This window comes from Pseudoduganella umbonata (genome assembly GCF_014192225.1).
Taxonomy (GTDB): Bacteria; Pseudomonadota; Gammaproteobacteria; order Burkholderiales; family Burkholderiaceae_D; genus Rugamonas; species Rugamonas umbonata.
Map to the genome: position 1 here is coordinate 74,021 of NZ_JACHXS010000016.1, position 17,518 is coordinate 91,538.

At 59.4% G+C, this 17,518-nt stretch carries 13 protein-coding genes; 8 read left to right on the plus strand and 5 right to left on the minus strand.

The window, feature by feature from the left end; genetic code table 11:
• Window positions 1-70 precede the first annotated feature (70 nt).
• The 3 genes from moaA to FHS02_RS29415 all read right to left on the minus strand — a co-directional run bounded on the left by moaA (window position 71) and on the right by FHS02_RS29415 (window position 6,102).
• The gene (gene moaA, locus FHS02_RS29405) at window positions 71-1,183 is read right to left on the minus strand and encodes a GTP 3',8-cyclase MoaA (protein ID WP_137314319.1); all 1,113 of its coding nucleotides are present in this window, start codon (window positions 1,181-1,183) and stop codon (window positions 71-73) included.
• 114 nt (window positions 1,184-1,297) lie between these two features.
• Entirely contained in the window at window positions 1,298-2,629 is a 1,332-nt protein-coding gene (gene chrA / locus FHS02_RS29410) for a chromate efflux transporter (protein ID WP_137314318.1), read from the minus strand.
• Window positions 2,630-2,706: 77 nt separating this feature from the next.
• On the minus strand, window positions 2,707-6,102 hold the full coding sequence (locus FHS02_RS29415; protein WP_137314317.1) for an Rne/Rng family ribonuclease: 3,396 nt from the start codon (window positions 6,100-6,102) through the stop codon (window positions 2,707-2,709).
• A gap of 589 nt (window positions 6,103-6,691) precedes the next feature.
• On the opposite strand from FHS02_RS29415, the gene FHS02_RS29420 reads away from it, so the two are divergent.
• The 4 genes from FHS02_RS29420 to FHS02_RS29435 are packed head-to-tail and all read left to right on the plus strand — an operon-like array spanning window position 6,692 to window position 9,832.
• The gene (locus FHS02_RS29420) at window positions 6,692-7,714 is read left to right on the plus strand and encodes an RluA family pseudouridine synthase (RefSeq protein ID WP_137317462.1); all 1,023 of its coding nucleotides are present in this window, start codon (window positions 6,692-6,694) and stop codon (window positions 7,712-7,714) included.
• Window positions 7,715-7,753: 39 nt separating this feature from the next.
• Window positions 7,754-8,416: an HAD-IIIA family hydrolase gene (locus FHS02_RS29425; protein ID WP_137314316.1), complete on the plus strand. Its 663-nt coding sequence runs from the start codon at window positions 7,754-7,756 to the stop codon at window positions 8,414-8,416.
• Window positions 8,417-8,456: 40 nt separating this feature from the next.
• Window positions 8,457-8,831, plus strand: coding sequence for a Rieske (2Fe-2S) protein (locus FHS02_RS29430; RefSeq protein ID WP_137314315.1), 375 nt, complete (start codon window positions 8,457-8,459; stop codon window positions 8,829-8,831).
• The gene (locus FHS02_RS29435; RefSeq protein ID WP_137314314.1) at window positions 8,828-9,832 is read left to right on the plus strand and encodes a S49 family peptidase; all 1,005 of its coding nucleotides are present in this window, start codon (window positions 8,828-8,830) and stop codon (window positions 9,830-9,832) included. Before FHS02_RS29430 ends, FHS02_RS29435 begins: the two co-directional genes overlap by 4 nt.
• Before the next feature lie 353 nt (window positions 9,833-10,185).
• Here FHS02_RS29435 and FHS02_RS29440 read toward each other — a convergent pair whose 3' ends face one another.
• A complete protein-coding gene (locus FHS02_RS29440; RefSeq protein ID WP_137314313.1) occupies window positions 10,186-10,389 on the minus strand; it encodes a hypothetical protein in 204 nt (67 codons plus the stop codon).
• Window positions 10,390-10,568: 179 nt separating this feature from the next.
• On the opposite strand from FHS02_RS29440, the gene FHS02_RS29445 reads away from it, so the two are divergent.
• A complete protein-coding gene (locus FHS02_RS29445; RefSeq protein ID WP_137314312.1) occupies window positions 10,569-11,285 on the plus strand; it encodes a pseudouridine synthase in 717 nt (238 codons plus the stop codon).
• Window positions 11,286-11,498: 213 nt separating this feature from the next.
• Window positions 11,499-12,341: a 3-deoxy-8-phosphooctulonate synthase gene (kdsA, locus tag FHS02_RS29450; protein ID WP_137314311.1), complete on the plus strand. Its 843-nt coding sequence runs from the start codon at window positions 11,499-11,501 to the stop codon at window positions 12,339-12,341.
• 167 nt (window positions 12,342-12,508) lie between these two features.
• On the opposite strand, the gene FHS02_RS29455 is transcribed toward kdsA, so the two are convergent.
• Window positions 12,509-13,567 (minus strand): phytanoyl-CoA dioxygenase family protein, encoded by a 1,059-nt coding sequence (locus FHS02_RS29455; protein ID WP_137314310.1) that lies wholly within the window; start codon window positions 13,565-13,567, stop codon window positions 12,509-12,511.
• A gap of 638 nt (window positions 13,568-14,205) precedes the next feature.
• Between FHS02_RS29455 and FHS02_RS29460 the strand changes: the two genes are divergently transcribed.
• Together FHS02_RS29460 and FHS02_RS29465 are read left to right on the plus strand one after the other, a co-directional pair.
• Entirely contained in the window at window positions 14,206-16,032 is a 1,827-nt protein-coding gene (locus tag FHS02_RS29460; protein ID WP_137314309.1) for an HAD-IIIC family phosphatase, read from the plus strand.
• Window positions 16,033-16,352: 320 nt separating this feature from the next.
• Window positions 16,353-17,510 carry an alginate O-acetyltransferase AlgX-related protein gene (locus tag FHS02_RS29465; protein WP_137314308.1) on the plus strand — a complete coding sequence of 386 codons (1,158 nt, stop codon included), beginning with the start codon at window positions 16,353-16,355 and terminating at the stop codon, window positions 17,508-17,510.
• The last annotated feature ends 8 nt before the right edge of the window (window positions 17,511-17,518 follow it).

The following is a 17,518-nucleotide window of genomic DNA, read 5'->3' on the forward strand; positions in this document are numbered from 1 at the left end:
TTCCCCCGTCAATAATCAACGCACATTCCTCGCGGCGCATGCGGTCGCCGCGAATGTCATCACCGCGATTTTATCCGCCTATGTAGGACATCTCGACCTTGCGCGCGCCGCTGCCCGACAGCCCGTCGGTATTGATGGTGCGCAGCTCCGAGTAGCGGTCGCCCCGAGCCTGCCACAGCGCGCCGACCGCCGCCGCCAGTTCCTCGTCGCTGTGCCCGCCGCGCAGCAGCGCGCGCAGGTCGTGGCCCTGCGTGGCGAACAGGCAGGTGTACAGCTTGCCTTCGGTCGACAGGCGCGCCCGCGTGCAGTCGCGGCAAAATGCCTGCGTGACGCTGGAAATCACGCCAACTTCGCCGCCGCCGTCGGCATAGCGCCAGCGCGCCGCCGTTTCGCCCGTGTAGTTCGGATCCATCTGCACCATCGGCAGTTCGGCGCCGATGCGGCGCACGATCTCGGCGGACGGAATCACATCCTTCATGTTCCAGCCGTTGGAGGCGCCCACGTCCATGAATTCGATGAAGCGCAGGATGTGCGGCGTGCCGTGGAAGTGCCGCGCCATCGGCAGGATTTCCTGCTCGTTGGTGCCGGCCTTCACTACCATGTTGACCTTGATCGGACCGAGGCCGGCGTCGTGCGCGGCCTCGATGCCCTCCAGCACGTCGGAAACGGCAAAATCCACGTCGTTCATGGCCCGGAACGTGGCATCGTCGAGCGCATCCAGCGACACGGTGACCCGCTGCAGGCCCGCTTCCTTCAATGCCCTGGCCTTGCGTGCCAGCAGCGAGCCGTTGGTGGTCAAGGTGAGGTCGAGCGGCTTGCCGTCGACGGTGCGCAGCGCGGCCAGCATCTCGATCAGGCGTTCGATATTCTTGCGCAGCAGCGGCTCGCCGCCCGTCAGCCGGATCTTCTCCACGCCATGGGCGACGAACTGGCGCGCCAGGCGTGTGATTTCCTCGAACGTCAGCAGCGACGAATGGGGCAGGTACTGGTAATCCTTGTCGAACACTTCCTTCGGCATGCAATACACGCAGCGGAAGTTGCAGCGGTCCGTAATCGAGATGCGCAGGTCGCGCAGCGGCCGCGCGAGCCGGTCGCGCACTTCGCCGGTGGGGGCTTCGAAGGCAGGCGGAATCGCCGGCGGCCGGCTGCGGCCGTCGGCGAGGATGATGATTTTTTCGGTCATGACAAAACTACTGAACGGGGCGGCACTGTTTGGCTGGCTGATTGGGCTGAATGATCGGGCTGACTGATTGGGCTGGCTGATTGGGCTGACGTATTGCTGCATCATTGCGCAGGCTTAATTAATTGGCATTAAGGCGTTGATTCCTTTGGCGTAATGTAGCACGAGGCCAGCCATCGCACAGGCCGCGAGCAACTTGACGGGGCCGGTTTGCCAGCGCAGCAACGCCCACGCGGCGGCGGCGGCGATCGCCATTGCCGCCCAGTCCGGCCGCGCGCCGGCGAAAAAGACATGCTCGCCGAAGAACACGGCCAGGCTGGCGATGACGCCCACCACGGCCGCCGAGATCGCCGTCAGCGGCGCGGTCATGCGGATATTGCCCCGCGTGGCTTCCACCAGCGGCCCGCCGGCCAGGATGAAGATGAACGACGGCACGAACGTAAACCAGGCCGCCACCAGCGCGCCGGCCACGCCGGAAGCGGCCGGGTTGCCCAGCACCTGGTGCGTCCAGCCGCCCACGAAGCCGACGAACGCGTTCACCATGATCAGCGGTCCCGGCGTGGTTTCGCCCAGCGCCAGGCCATCGATCATCTGGGCCGGCGTCAGCCAGCCATGGGTTTCCACACCACCCTGGTAGACATAAGGCAATACCGCGTAGGCGCCGCCGAATGTCAGCAGCGCCGCCTTGGTAAAGAACCAGCCCATCTGCGCGAGCGGATTGTACAGGCCCGTCAGCGCCGCCACCGCGGCCCAGCTGGCAGCCATCAGGCCGATGCCGGCGGCGGACGTGGCCAGCAACTTGCGCCACCCGAAGCGGGCATGGGGTGGCGTCGGCGTGTCGTCGTCGATCACGGCGGGCCCATGGCTAGCCGATGCGCTGCCGTGGCCGGGCGAGCCCGGCGCGAACGCCGCCGGCCGCAGCCGCCCGCCGAGCAGGCCAAGCAGGGCCGCAGCCAGCACGACGGCGGGGAAGGGCACACCCAGCACGATGGCAACGAAGGCCGTGCCTGCCAGGCCCGCCAGCAAGCCGTTCTTCAGCGTGCGCCGGCCGATGCGCCACGTCGCGGCCAGCACCAGCGCCACGACGGCTGGCTTGATGCCATACAGCACCGCCGCAATGGCCGGCACATCGCCGAAGGCCAGGTAGATCCATGCCAGCCCGATCAGGATCAGCAGCGAAGGCAGCACGAACAATGCGCCGGCCAGGATGCCGCCGCGGGCCCGGTGCAGCAGCCAGCCGATGTAGACGGCCAGCTGGGTTGCTTCCGGCCCCGGCAACAGCATGCAGTAGTTCAGCGCGTGCAGGAAGCGCTGCTCGGAAATCCAGCGGCGCCGCTCCACGAGCTCGGCATGCATCAGCGCGATCTGGCCGGCCGGGCCGCCAAAGCTGATGAAGCCCAGCTTCAGCCAGTAGCGCAATGCGGTCGACAGGGAGGGTGGTGTGGTCATGGGGCGAAAAGCATGGGGCGAAAAGCATGGGGCGAAAAAAAAGGGAAGCCGCGGCTTCCCTTTTCAGTGGATCGCTATCAGCGTCGGGTGTCTACCTGCACCAGCGGCTCGTCCGCCACCACCGGTGCCGGCTTGCGGGTGCGGCGTGCCCGCACCGGCGCCTCTTGCTGCGCGGCCGCTTCCTGGGCGGCGCGCAGCTTGGCCGGATCCGTGGCAGCCATCTGCAGGCCGGCCGCTGCCAGGATCGTTTGCAGATCCGCCGGCGCTGCGGCAGGCTGTGCCGGAGCAGCAGCGGGAGCAGGAGCAGGAGCAGGAGCAGGAGCAGGAGCTTGTGCGGCAGGCAGCTCGGCGGCCGTCGTGACAGGCACCGGCTGCGTGGCCACCTTTTCGGCGGCCACGGCTTCCGCCGTGGCGATCTCGGCAGCAGCAGGAATCGCCACGCCCGCTTCGGTCACCGGCGTCACGGCGGCGGCGGCAGGTGCCGTCGCGGTCGTGGCGGTCGGCAGCGGTTCGGCGGCCGGCGCATCGACGACTTCCGCTTCGGCAGGCTCGGCGGCTTTCGGTTCCACGGCAGCTTCCACGGCCACGGGCAGCGGTTCGGCCGCAGGCGCCTGCACCACTTCCGCTTCGGCCGGCTCGATGGCGACCGCCGCAGCTGGCATTTCCGCTGGCGTTTCCGCGGCTGCCTGCGCTGCCACGGGCAGCGGCTCGGCGGCCGGGGCTTGCACCACTTCCGCTTCGGCAGGTTCGATCGCTACCGGTGCGGCATCGGCCGTTACCGGCGGCAGGGCTTCCGCAGCCGGCGCCTGGACGATTTCCGCTTCGGCAGGCTCGGCGACCGGTGCGGATGCCACCGGTTGCGGTTGCGCTTCGGCAGCCGGAGCCGCGTCGCGCACCGCTTCCGAGGCGGCGGCGGCCACCGGCTCGGCCGGAGCTGCAGCCTGGGCAGTGTCGGCCGGCGCTACCGCTTCTTCACGGATGGAAACGTGAACCTGCTCGGTCACCACGGTCGCGGTAACAATCTTGACGGTATCGCCTTCGACCGTGCCGGTGCTGAACTCGTCGGCGGACTCGATGCCTTCGCCTTCGGCGCCTTCACGCTCGCGGCGATTGCGGTTGCGACCGCCACGACGGCGGCGGCGGCGCGGCTCGTCGCCGCCTTCGCCATCCAGTTCCTCGCCTTCCGGTCCGATGTTGCCGGTGGATTTCACCAGGCTCGGCGCTTCGCCTGCCTGCGCGGCCAGCGGCGCGGCAGCCGGCACGCCGACGGCGGTACCAGTGCCGGTGCCGGTGCCGACCGGGCCAACACCGGTCGCGGCCAGTGCCAGTTCATCGGCCTTGGCTTCGGCTGGCTGGGCTTTCGGTTCACGCTGCTCGCGCGGTTCGCGCGGCGGACGGGCTTCGCGCGGTTCACGCTGCGGGCGCTCGCCACGTTCCGGGCGCTCGGCACGCTCGGTGCGCGGCACCACGACGCCTTCGACGCCTTCCACTTTCTCGACCGCCTTGTCGGCGAATTTTTCCAGCTTCTCACGCGGCTCGCGTGGCGGGCGCGGCGGGCGGGCCGGGCGGGCTTCCTGTGCCGGCTTTGCTGCCTCGTCGCGGGCACCCGGTTCGCGTTCCTTCGGACCGCGCGGGTTGCGGGCGCGCGGGCCACGGCCGTTCTTGTCGGCGCGCTCGACCGGCGCAACCGCCGGTTTCGTCACGATGGCCGGGGCGGCCGGCGCTGCCGGTTCCTCGGTCTTGCCGGTAAAGAACGACACCAGCTTGGCAAAGAAGCCTTTTTCGGCCGGCGCCTGTGCCGCAACCGGTGCGGGGGCCGCCGGCTGGACCGGCGCCGGGGCCGGCGTACGGTCGACGATCGGGGCCGGCTGGCTTGGCGTGATCGTCTTCACGACGGCTTCCTGGCGCGGCTTCTGCTCTTCCTTCTGGCGCTTGGCAAAGCCCATGTCGGTTTCCGCCTGCTCGGCCATCGAATAGCTGGCCGGGGCTTCTTCCAGGCGCGGATCGTCGTGCTTGATGCGCTCGAGCTTGTAATGCGGCGTGTCGAGGTGCTTGTTCGGCACCAGGATCACGGTGATGCGGTGGCGATTCTCGATCTTGAGCACTTCGCCGCGCTTTTCGTTCAGCAGGAAGGCGGCCACGTCGACCGGCACCTGCACGTGGATCGCGGCGCTGTTTTCCTTCATCGCCTCTTCCTGGATGATGCGCAGCACCTGCAGGGCGGACGATTCGGTATCGCGGATGTGGCCGGTGCCGGAGCAGCGCGGGCACGTCACGTGCGAACCTTCGGACAGCGAAGGGCGCAGGCGCTGGCGCGACAGTTCCATCAGGCCGAAGCGGGAAATCTTGCCCATCTGAACGCGCGCGCGGTCATGGTGCAGCGCGTCCTTCAGGCGCTGTTCCACTTCGCGCTGGTTCTTCGCCACTTCCATGTCGATGAAGTCGATCACGATCAGGCCGCCCAGGTCGCGCAGGCGCAACTGGCGGGCCACTTCCTCGGCCGCTTCGCAGTTGGTGTTGAAGGCGGTGGTCTCGATGTCGGAGCCGCGGGTGGCGCGGGCCGAGTTGACGTCGACGGACACCAGTGCTTCGGTGTGGTCGATCACGATGGCGCCGCCGGAAGGCAGCGGTACCGTGCGGCTGTAGGCCGTTTCGATCTGGTGTTCGATCTGGAAGCGCGAGAACAGCGGCACGTCGTCGCTGTAGCGCTTTACGCGATGCACCATGTCGGGCATCACGTGGCTCATGAACTGGTGGGCCTGTTCGTAGATCTCGTCGGTATCGATCAGGATCTCGCCGATATCGGGCTGGTAATAATCGCGGATCGCGCGGATCACGAGCGACGATTCCTGGTAGATCAGGAAGGCGCCGGAGGCCGATTTCGACGCGCCTTCGATGGCGCGCCACAGTTGCATCAGGTAATTCAAGTCCCACTGCAGTTCATCGACGTTGCGGCCGATGCCGGCAGTGCGGGCGATCACGGACATGCCCTGCGGCAGGTCCAGCTTGTCCATCGTTTCGCGCAGTTCCTGGCGCTCTTCGCCTTCGACGCGCCGGGAAACGCCACCGCCGCGCGGGTTGTTCGGCATCAGCACCAGGTAGCGGCCGGCCAGCGAAATGAACGACGTCAGCGCCGCGCCCTTGTTGCCGCGCTCTTCCTTTTCCACCTGGACGACGATTTCCTGGCCTTCGCGCAGCGCATCCTTGATGGTGGCATTGCGCACGTCGATGCCTTCACGGAAATAGCTGCGCGCTACTTCCTTGAACGGCAGGAAACCGTGGCGATCTTCGCCGTAGCTGACGAAGCACGCTTCCAGCGACGGTTCGATACGGGTGATGACGCCTTTGTAGATATTGGACTTGCGCTGTTCGCGTCCGGCGGTTTCGATGTCGATGTCGATCAGTTTCTGACCATCGACAATGGCTACGCGCAGCTCTTCCTGCTGCGTAGCGTTGAACAACATGCGTTTCATTTTTTATTTGACTCCGCGACCCTTCGGCCAAATGCGCCGCTCAAGCTCGGGAGCCCGGGCGGCAATCGTACGAGGATATACGCGGAATTAAGGAGGCTGCGGGGAAATGCCTCGTCGTGCGGCAGCGCGCAGGCGCAGCTGCCACAGTGGGCGCATGAAGCTGATCGTCATGCCGAGTTCGCACCACCTGCAACTCATCCTGTCCAGCCCATGAAGTGGGCCGCGGAGAATGCGGGCGTGCGCAATTGGTCGAGCCTGGCATCTTGTGTGGTGCCGGGCGAAAACGGCAAGCGTTATCAGCTTCATCAACCGGCAAGCAACGACTCTGGGCTTGCTTGCCGGAGTTATCCTAACGATCCAGCCAATCTAATTCCAACATCCGTTCACCCAACCCGATGACAACATTGGTTGCCACCCTGATCCGTGCCCGTATGTGCGTATACGTTTATTTCCGCTGAATGCGCATTTAAGCGAGGCCAGCGGATGCGCCCCTGTGTAAAATCGTGGTTTTCTTCTTACACACAGCAACAGCAGGGCAAACACTTATACAAGTGCAGCATTGCTACGGCGAATTGATTATATATTCAAAATGAAGGACTTAGAGAGATTTTCTGGGAAGACAACCCAAAAGGCCCGGCCAGAAGCCGCGCAGTCTTCCCCCCAAACAGTCCTGCCACAAGCACAATTCGTGACGATCGGCGAAGAAGAGGCCGGACAACGTATCGATAACTACTTGTTGCGTATTTGCAAAGGCGTACCGAAGAGTCATGTCTACCGCATCCTGCGCTCCGGCGAAGTGCGGGTGAACAAGGGCAGGATCGACCAGCTGTACCGCCTGGTGGCGGGCGACGTGGTGCGCATCCCCCCGGTGCGCATCGCGGAGAAGCCGGACAATGTCGTGCCGGCGGCGGAATTCCCCGTCATTTACGAAGATGCCCACCTGCTCGTCATCGACAAGCCGGCCGGCGTGGCCGTGCACGGCGGCTCCGGCGTCTCGTTCGGCGTGATCGAGCAGCTGCGCGCCTCCCGGCCGGACGCGAAATTCCTGGAACTGGTGCACCGGCTGGACCGTGAAACGTCCGGCCTGCTGCTGCTGGCGAAAAAACGCTCTGCGTTGACCAACCTGCACGAGCAGATGCGCGACGGCGAAACGGACAAGCGCTACCTGGCGTTGGCCACCGGCGACTGGAAGAACAAGCGCCAGCACGTCAAGGCGCCGCTGCACAAGTACACGACCGGCGACGGCGAGCGCCGCGTGGCCGTCATGGAAACCGGCATGCCTTCGCACACGGTGTTCACGCTGCTGCGCAAGTACCGGGAATTCGCGCTGCTCGAGGCGGAGCTGAAAACCGGCCGCACGCACCAGATCCGCGTGCACCTGCAATCGACCGGTTTCCCCATCGCCGGCGACGACAAATACGGCGACTTCGCGCAGAACAAGGCGCTGCAGAAGCGCCCGGTGCCGTTGAAGCGCATGTTCCTGCACGCGCACCAGATCACGTTCCGGCATCCCGAGAGCGGGAAAATCATCACGTTGAACGCGCCGCTCGCCCCCGAATGCGAAAAATTCTTGGTAAGCTTGGGCCAACCTGATAACTCTGCTCTGCAATAAAGTGGGCAACAAGAATGGAGCCGGCCTCGGCCGGAGCACATGGCAAGAAAGCAATTTGACCTGATCGTCTTCGACTGGGATGGCACGCTGATGGACAGCACCGCCACCATCGTGAAAAGCATCCAGTCCGCGGCCAGGGACCTGGGCCTGCCGATTCCCTCGCGCGAGGCGGCGTCGCACGTGATCGGCCTGGGCCTGTCGGAAGCCATGCAGAAGGTGCTGGGGCCGGACGTGGACCCGAAATACTATCCGCGCATGGTCGAGCGCTACCGGTATCACTACCTGACCAAGGACCACGAGCTGACGCTGTTCGACGGCGTGCCGGAACTGCTTACCGAACTGAGCCAACAGGGCTATTTCCTGGCCGTGGCCACGGGCAAGAGCCGCGTGGGCCTGAACCGCGCGCTGAACGCGGCGAAGCTGCTGTCGACGTTCCACGCCACGCGCTGCGCCGACGAAACGTTTTCCAAGCCGCATCCGGCCATGCTGCAGGAACTCACGCGCGAGCTGGGCCAGGACCTGCGGCGCACCGTGATGATCGGCGACACCACGCACGACCTGATGATGGCGCAGAACGCCGGATCGGCCGGCATCGCCGTCGAGTATGGCGCGCACCCGGTCGACCAGCTGCACGCGTGCCGCCCGGTCTTCTCGGCGAAGAACGTGCCGGAACTGCATCAGTGGCTGAACGCCAACGCCTGATGGGCATCCACGCACACGCCAGGAAACGCGCACGCCGGCCATGACCACCGATATCCTGATCTGCGCCGCGGATGCGGTGCCGGACGGCGGCAAGGGCATCCGCTTCCCCGTGCTGGCCGGTGGCGAGGCCGCCACGGCGTTCGTCATCCGGTACAGCGGCAAGGCCTATGCTTACCTGAACCGGTGCGCGCACGTGCCGATCGAGCTGGACTGGAGCGAAGGCGATTTCTTCGAATCCAGCGGCCTGTACCTGATGTGCTCCACGCACGGTGCCGTGTATATTCCCAGCAGCGGCCAATGTGCCGGCGGCCCGTGCCGCGGCGGCCGCCTGCGGCCGGTGGCGCTGGCCGAGCGCGACGGCAACCTGTACTGGCAACCGGACGACTACATCCGCCCTCCGAAATCCCCGTCATGAGCAACGAAATCCCTGACACCCCGACCTCGCCGACGCCCGATCCGGCCCGCCCGGACACGCCGCCCATCAAATGGGAGCGCGAGGTGCTCGAAAAACTGGTGTTCGCCACCATCAAGGAACAGCGCGCCAATCGCCGCTGGAGCATCTTCTACAAGGTCGCGCTGCTGTTGCTCGTGTTCTTTGCGATCGCCAGCTATTTCGAGGTCGACGTGTTCGGCGGCGAAGGCGACGTGGGCCGCCACACGGCGCTGATCGAGATCGAAGGCGATATCGAAGCGCAGGGCAGCGGCGCGGCGGCGGTCGTCATACCCGCACTGAACAAGGCCTTCGCCGACGACGGCTCGGTGGCCGTGGTGTTGCACATCAATAGCCCGGGCGGCAGCCCCGTGCAGGCCGGCATGATCGTCGACGAGATCCGCCGCCTGCGCCAGGGCTACCCCGAAAAACCGCTGTTCGTGGTGGTGGATGAAATCTGCGCGTCGGGCGGCTACTACATCGCCTCCGCGGCCGACCGGATTTATGTAAACAAGGCCAGCATCATCGGCTCGATCGGCGTGCTGATGGACGGCTTCGGCTTCACGGGCGCGATGGAAAAGCTGGGCGTCGAGCGGCGCCTGCTCACGGCGGGCGCCAACAAGGGCTTCATGGACCCGTTCAGCCCGCAGTCGGACAAGCAGAAGCAGCACGCCCAGGCCATGCTCAATGAAATCCACCAGCAATTCATCGAAACCGTACGCGCCGGCCGCGGCAAGCGCCTGCACGAAACACCCGAAACCTTCTCGGGTTCGTTCTGGACCGGCGCACGGGCCATCGACATGGGCCTCGCTGACGAGCTGGGCAGTGTAGACAGCGTCGCGCGCGACGTCGTCAAGGCCGAGGACATCATCGACTACACGCAACACGAAGGCTTGCCGGAGCGGGTGCTGAAGAAATTCGGTGCCGCCGTGGGTCACGGCGCCGTAAAGGCCGCCGTGGAAGCGGGTGTGCCGGTCATCAAGTGAACACAGGGAAGCTTGTCGTCGCTTGCAAAACAAAAGCGCTCGCGAGCTTGAAAACGACTCCAGATAGGTTATAGTAGTCCTGTAGTCATTGAACGGAGGGCGCAATCTTTAAAAGCACTCAACTTTCGATTGCGCGAGTTTAATCCGTAGTGTCATCCGTACCGACTCGCGTAGTGAGCTATATATCGCATCAGCGAATTGAGAGAATTAAATTCCTCACTGGTCCCTTCCGGGGCTGGAAAACAGCGGCTCTGCCGCTGTTTTCGTTTGGGGTCCTCCTTGTTGGGGATGCCCATGTCGTGGCCTCGTTTGCCGAGGTCGCGCTTGCCGCGCTTGCCGGAGTCTCGGTGATCCTAACGCCGCACTGCCTCGATCTCGCTCTGGAAACCGCCTTCGCGCAGCCATTCGTGCAAGCCTTGCGTGGTTGCCGCGAACCAGTGGTTTTGCGGCATCAATGCCGGTTCGGCGCCGGTACGGCAACGGGTCAGCAACAAGTCGGTGGCGAACCGGGCAGCGGCATGGCGGCCAACGGCGGAGCGGCATTCAACAGTGATCATTACGGCCTCCAGGTGAACGTATCGGGATCTCGGATACTTTCTTAACGATAGGGTAGGAAGATTGGCTGCTGTTCAGCAAATTCCTACATGAGTCTCAGTGTAGCCATGGCGATGAAACGCAACTTGACATTCCTCAACGGCAAAGCGTTTGCGCCTTGCAATCCGGTAGAATGCCGCCCATGAGCAAATTATCGCTGGATCGCATCCTCCAATCCCAGGGTTTCGGCACCCGCAAATACTGCCGCGCACTGATCGAAGATGGCGAAGTGGCCGTCAACGGCACCATCGTCGACAGCTACAAGAGCGCCATTGAAACGGACGGCCTCGTCCTGACCGTCTTCGACGAGGAATGGCGTTATCGCGAACACGTCTATATCGCGCTGTACAAGCCGGCCGGCTATGAATGCTCGCGCAAGCCCAGCCATCATCCCGGCGTGCTGACCTTGCTGCCCGAACAGTTCACCTGGCGCGAAGTGCAGCCGGTGGGCCGCCTCGACCACGACACCACCGGCCTGCTGCTGATTTCCGACGACGGCCCGTTCATCCATGCCCAATCCTCGCCGAAGCGCCACGTGCCGAAGGTGTACCAGGCCACGACCGCCGAGCCCGTGACGGAGGCGCTGGTGGCGCACATGCTGTCCGGCGTGCAGCTGCACGACGAACCGGCGCCGCTGGCGGCACTGGTATGCGAGCGGAGAGGCGACAACCAGCTCGAGATCGTGCTGGAGCAGGGCAAGTACCACCAGGTAAAGCGGATGCTCGCTGCCGCCGGGAATCATTGCAGCACGCTGCACCGGTCGGCCATCGGCGGATTGCAGCTGGCCGACCTGGGCCTGAATGAAGGGGAGTGGTGCTTCCTGGAAGAAGAACAGCTGGCGCTGCTGGCGCCGGCCTAAGAAATCCCGCTGCCCCGCGACGGCCGGACGCGAAGTTGGCGTTCGGGCGTAGCTCGCGGCACTCCTTTCGGGCGTGCTACAGTTTATGCGGGGATGGACCGGCGCCGGCCGCCGGCATATCGGACCGGGTGCCGCCGAAAGTCCAGGCCGTGGCCACGTCGAGTGCAGTGAATCATCCCTGGTTCATTCCTACCCATTGAAGAGAGTAATTGCATGATTTCCATTGGTGAAAAAATTAACGTTGGCAACGAGCTGCCGTTCGTCCTTTTTGGCGGGATCAACGTGCTTGAATCGGAAGACCTGGCACTGCGCGCGTGCGAAGCGTACACGCGTGTCTGCGCCAAGCTCGACATCCCCTACGTTTTCAAGGCGAGCTTCGACAAGGCGAACCGTTCGTCAATCCATTCGTATCGCGGACCCGGGCTGGAAGAAGGGCTGCGCATCTTCCAGAAGGTGAAGGCTGAATTCGGCGTGCCCGTGATTACGGACGTGCACGAGCCGTGGCAGGCCCAGCCTGTTGGCGAAGTGGTCGATGTGCTGCAACTGCCCGCATTCCTGGCCCGGCAGACCGACCTGGTGGTGGCACTGGCCCGTACCGGTCGCGTGATCAATATCAAGAAGCCACAATTCCTGAGCCCGTCCCAACTGGTCCACGTGGTCGAGAAGTTCCGCGAAGCGGGCAACGACCGCATCATCCTGTGCGACCGCGGCACTGCGTTCGGCTACGACAACCTGGTGGTGGACATGCTGGGCTTCGGCGTCATGAAAAAGGCCAGCGGTAACCTGCCGGTGATCTTCGACGTCACGCATGCCCTGCAGCAGCGCGATCCGGGCGGCGCGGCTTCCGGTGGCCGGCGGCAACAGGTGGTCGACCTGGCCCGTGCCGGCATGGCGGTGGGACTGGCAGGCCTGTTCCTGGAAGCGCACCCGGACCCGGATGCCGCATTGTGCGACGGCCCCAGCGCACTGCCGCTGGCGCAGCTCGAGCCTTTCCTGACCCAGATGAAGCGCCTGGACGAACTGGTCAAGTCCTTCGATCCATTGCTGATTGCATAAGAGCTGAAACGCTGCCAGGAGTTTCGTCAGCTCGGCGCGCGGGAGCGGCCTGCCTCTGGTATACACTGGTTGAGCGTGCGCATGGTGCCCCGGTCAAATCTGCAACGTGGAGGATCAAGTGCGCTTGAATTGCCTGGTGGCCCGCGCTCGTGCCGCGGGCCTGGGCGTTACGGCCGAAGCTTGCGCCGCTCCTTGCGGCCGTGTTGCAGGTAGTGGTGCGCAGGATCCACCCCGGCAGCCGCTACGTCCGGATTGGCCAGCAGGTACAAGGCCGGATCGAAATTGTCTTCGTCTTTCCATTGCAACTGATCGGGAGACGTCGCCTCGATGAAGCGCTGGGGAATCCGGTGGCCGGCCACTTGGTTCGGAATCACTTCACCGGTAACGATGTTCTTCAGCGTGCGGAACGCGATGCTGCCGTAGAACGGATCGGACATCATCGGCGTGTAATAAGCGCAGTCCTCGAAGAAGTAGTGCGTCACCTGCGACCAGCGGGTGCGTTGTGGGTCCAGTTGCTTGGTGCCGCCATGCATCAGGTTCGCTGCCCAGATCAGCGCCTGTCCCTTCTTCGCATGGAAGTAATCCGGTTTTGCTTCGTGCGCCTCCACCAGATCCCGCCACATTGCTTCGTAGATCGCCTGGGATTTCGTCCCTTCCAGCTCGGCGATGCACTTGCCGATATGCTCGTTCGTATAGATGGGCCAACGGTGGCTGCCGGGGAAGTAGACCAGCGCGCCATTGGTTTCATCGATATCTTCCATGGCCACCCACACGCCGCACATAAAGCGTTCCGGGCTGGAGCTGAAATGGATCGAGTCCGTGTGGAAGTGCTGCTGGGTGCCGACCGGGAAATTCAGCGTCTGGAAGGGCCAGGCCTGGCGGCCGTAGAGTTGCGACAGCAGGGCGAGGATTTTCTCGTTGCAGGCGATGCGTTTTACGTTCTCGTCAAAGGCCCAGGCATCCTGGACGCGCAGGCTGATGCCGGCCTTGTGGCCCTCTGCGCGCCAGCCGTCGAAGTCGTAGTAGCTGTGCAGATCCTGCTTGACCGACTCTGCCATCTGGTCGAAATCGGCATCGGGGAAGTCGAGTACTGCGTAGCCTTTTACTGCAAGTTCGAAGGCGATGCGGCGGGTTTCCGGGGCGATGGATTCGTCGAAGATGCGGGCGAAGAAGGGGGATTCGACGTGGGGGACGCCGGGGAGGGAATTGTGGAAATTGACGGACATTTGATCTTTTAGGTATAAATAGCAGATGTTACGTGAAACTTTGCCAACTGAAAACCCGTCACTGAACTGTGAATTTTGAACTTCGAACTTTCCATCGCAAAGGAGGATTATCAACTAGTCTATTCAAATAATCTGAACTCGGAAACCTATTCTACCTGTTTGCCTTAGTGACACCAAAGGTGATGTAGGGCGATCATAGGGATTGTCAATCTGCAATATTTACGACGTTATCCTTTCGCTAACTGTAACAACTTATATTTCCGTGCTGTGTAGGCTCGGGATCGCTTATACCGTAACAGGGGCTTTGCCAGTAGTCCAGCGACTGAAGTGGACAAGCCTTTAGGTTCTAATGGGGGGATTGCGACAATCGTCCATTGTAGGGAGGCAGATCGCGATCGCCGGCATAGATTGCAAACGTCCTCTAGAGATACAGCATAGTTAATTTCTTGTACAACGTAACAATATTTTTCTTGAAGCAATCTTTTTTTGTCTTGAATTCTGGTACGATTACGTTCTGTTGAAAGAATAACTATCTGAATTTTGTACTGAAAAAAATTCCTGATAGTAAGTTTTAGTTTTCTTAACAGCCTAATTCGCTCAATAAATTTTTAGAAACTTAACGAAATTTTATAAATGATATGAGAACTGCTGATTTTTTGTTTCCAAAAGACTTACAGGTAAGTGATGTAAGGTTCCGTCGGGTTTTGGTTATAGGCTCATGCCTTTCACGGACTTATGTTTTAAAAATGCGAGAGCGCTTTCCAGATGTTGTCTATGATTACGATCTATTTAATAATGCATCAGATTTACAGAGTCGAACAGACGAGCAATTGCAACAGTACGACTATCAGTATATACAAATTCCTTTGAGAAGTGTTCTTACCGACGCGGTCGTGCGCATAGCGGACAATGATAAGTCAGAAACACCGGCAGATTGGCTTGAGTTGGGTATGCGTAATATTGATGCAATGCTTGAGAAGGCGACAGCGTATAATAGGCAGACAGGACTATTAACTCTGGTGGCGAACTTTATAGTCCCCCAAGGAAGATTAGCCCCTAGCTTATCTGATTTCGGGGCTGACAATGATATCGTTGAAGTTGTCCGAAGCTTAAATAAATATTTGGCAAGCGAGATAGGTAAACTTCGGAATGCCTATATAGCTGACGTGGATATGATAGCCAACTCAATTGGGAAGAAATACTTCTTAGACGATTCGATTGTTTTTTCCACGCACGGAGCCTTGTTCTATACCGACTGGTCCGGGCATGAACGCTATCCTAGCTGGACGGCACCGGTTAAGGGGCGAATCGAGGATATTCCAAACTTGGGGGAAACCTATGAAAATAAAAATGACGAGTTCTTCGATGCGGTATTCCGACAGATGGACGCAATCTATCGCTCTGTTATGCAGATCGATATGGTCAAGCTCGTCGTCTTTGATCTCGACAACACGTTATGGCGAGGACAGTTGGTTGAACATTATCAACCAGGAATTAAGGCACCATATTCTGACGGATGGCCGCTCGGATTGTGGGATGCGATACATCAACTTCGTCGCCGCGGCATAATCGTTACCATTGCATCAAAAAATGACGAAGAGCTAGTCAAAAAGAAATGGGATGACGCTGTTCAGCCACCGTTCATAAAATATTCGGATTTCTTAAGTCCGAAGATCAGTTGGCGTCCAAAAGCTGAAGGAATACAAGAATTATTGGAAGAGTTTTCGCTCACGCCAAAGAGTGTAGTATTCGTGGATGATAACCCTGTTGAGCGAGATTTTGTCAAAGCTGCTTTTCCAGATATTCGGACGATTGGATCAGACCCGTTTGTCGTTCGCAGAATACTAATGTGGTCCCCGGAGACGCAGATCGCCCGGAGAAGTTCCGAATCTTTACGCAGAGAGGATATGCTTAAAGCTAAGATTGATCGAAAAGCGATATCAGCAAAGTTGTCCAGGGAAGAATTTTTGCAAACTCTAGAATTGAAGGTTTGCATAAGTATAGTGGAAAATGTATCACATAAGCTGTTTTCTCGTACATTTGAGCTTGTTAACAAAACAAATCAGTTTAATACAACAGGGAAAAGATGGGCATTAGATGAGTATAATAAATATTTTTCTGCTGGCGGAATTATATTTGCTTTCTCCGTAGTCGATAAATTTTCCGATTACGGTAGCGTTGGGGCTGTTTTTGTTCGCGAGGGGCAAATAGATCAATTTGTTATGAGTTGCCGTACGCTTGGGTTAGACGTAGAGCTTTCAATTATCGATCACATCGCCAAAATGCTGCGCGAGAAGAAAGTCATGGATTTAAGTGCAGTACTGGTAGAAACTGAATCAAACAACCCTTGTCGTACTGTATTTGCGCGAGCAGGGTTCGATAAAACCGAATGTGGAAACTTTATTCTTCGAGCGGGCAGGAATACAGTAAGTGTTAGTCACATTTCTGTTACTCAAGAGCATTAAGTGGAAGGCGCATTGCAAATCGTTCGATATGTTTTCCAGTCATACAGACGAATCTGTGCTGCGAAGAGAACTCGCTTGCACATAAATTAATGACAATGGTATTGTCAAATGCACTTGGAAGGCTACTATCAAGTGCATTTTGTAAGCGGTCATTCAAGTGTTGGTTACTCCTGCCATTTCAGGCAACCCATATATTTCGCTTATTCTCCCGCTCTAGGTGTGAGGGAAGCTTTTTTATGAGGTATCTTCTAATCCTTCCTCTTGCATTTTGAGGTTTCGTACTATATTTATTAATGGTGCACTATTTGTTAGGAGTTTCAATGAAAGGGCATATTGATCGCTTTAACTCAACTATTGCGGGATGGGCGTTTGATCCCAATTACCCTGGCCGTGCAGTTGAGATAGTTATTGAGCACAATGGACATCCGATCTACCGCTGTACTGCGGATTTTTGTCGCATTGACTTGCTAGATGCTGTTGGAGAGGAAAATCACGGGTTCTCCTTTGATCCAACCGAAGAAGACGGATTCACGAGGAATATGCATCTCTCCGTCTTCGCAGTGACGGACAAAAAACATCTCCTACATGAGGGATTGTGGATGTATGAGGGCGCGGTCGCGTTCGGTGAGGATGAATGGTTATTTCTGAATACGGATTCCAATCAAGTGAACCTGCGCATTTCTGCTCAAGTTGATATAGAAGCCGAGAAAATTCATCGCACCGCTTTGCTTTTTGCTATGCGAGAAGCCACACTGAAACAGTTGGGAATTCCTTATCGATCCTTAATATTGCCAGAGAAGAATGTAGTATGCTCTCAATTTCTGCCAGGGCTGGCGGTAAGTGAGATGCGGCCGGTTAACTTGATAATGGAGCAGTTGAGTAGACTTAATTGTACTGCTATATATCCTATAGATGAATTCCGCGGCAATGCTTCGATTTTATTCTCCAAGACGGATACACATGCTAACGCGTCAGGATATAGATTAATATTTGAAATTATTCGATCTGAGTTGCCAGAGCTTTTCGGAGACGTGAAGCTACCCTCTCCGGTTCTTAACACAAAATTCTGCGGAGACTTGGGTGGAAAAATTCGTCCAGTCCGAATCGAAACTGTGGAGGAGTACGCTCATCCAGCTTCAGCGGAACATTACTACAAGCATGATAATGTCTTGGAAACGATTGCCTCGGGAGGACGACTGAGGGGGCAGACAATATATGTAGTCAATGAGCACGCAAAAAATCGTCTCCTAGTCTTTGGGACATCATCTGCTTACCACGCTTTGCCATTGCTATCGTGTGGATTCGCGCAGACTTTGATGATATGGGAAAATACATTTGACTATCGAGTCATTGAACTGTTCAAGCCAGATTGTATCCTATGGCTTCCTGCAGAACGGTTTCTTCCTACAGATCTAAACGACGTGAGTGGTCTCCCAGCTACGTTCCAACAAGTATCTAAATTGATGACTGAGCTATAACTTTATAG

Coding starts and splice junctions, on each gene's coding strand:
- moaA (WP_137314319.1), bottom strand. CDS start 1,183: ATGACCGAAAAAATCATCATCCTCGCCGACGGCCGCAGCCGGCCGCCG.
- chrA (WP_137314318.1), bottom strand. CDS start 2,629: ATGACCACACCACCCTCCCTGTCGACCGCATTGCGCTACTGGCTGAAG.
- FHS02_RS29415 (WP_137314317.1), bottom strand. CDS start 6,102: ATGAAACGCATGTTGTTCAACGCTACGCAGCAGGAAGAGCTGCGCGTA.
- FHS02_RS29420 (WP_137317462.1), top strand. CDS start 6,692: ATGAAGGACTTAGAGAGATTTTCTGGGAAGACAACCCAAAAGGCCCGG.
- FHS02_RS29425 (WP_137314316.1), top strand. CDS start 7,754: ATGGCAAGAAAGCAATTTGACCTGATCGTCTTCGACTGGGATGGCACG.
- FHS02_RS29430 (WP_137314315.1), top strand. CDS start 8,457: ATGACCACCGATATCCTGATCTGCGCCGCGGATGCGGTGCCGGACGGC.
- FHS02_RS29435 (WP_137314314.1), top strand. CDS start 8,828: ATGAGCAACGAAATCCCTGACACCCCGACCTCGCCGACGCCCGATCCG.
- FHS02_RS29440 (WP_137314313.1), bottom strand. CDS start 10,389: ATGATCACTGTTGAATGCCGCTCCGCCGTTGGCCGCCATGCCGCTGCC.
- FHS02_RS29445 (WP_137314312.1), top strand. CDS start 10,569: ATGAGCAAATTATCGCTGGATCGCATCCTCCAATCCCAGGGTTTCGGC.
- kdsA (WP_137314311.1), top strand. CDS start 11,499: ATGATTTCCATTGGTGAAAAAATTAACGTTGGCAACGAGCTGCCGTTC.
- FHS02_RS29455 (WP_137314310.1), bottom strand. CDS start 13,567: ATGTCCGTCAATTTCCACAATTCCCTCCCCGGCGTCCCCCACGTCGAA.
- FHS02_RS29460 (WP_137314309.1), top strand. CDS start 14,206: ATGAGAACTGCTGATTTTTTGTTTCCAAAAGACTTACAGGTAAGTGAT.
- FHS02_RS29465 (WP_137314308.1), top strand. CDS start 16,353: ATGAAAGGGCATATTGATCGCTTTAACTCAACTATTGCGGGATGGGCG.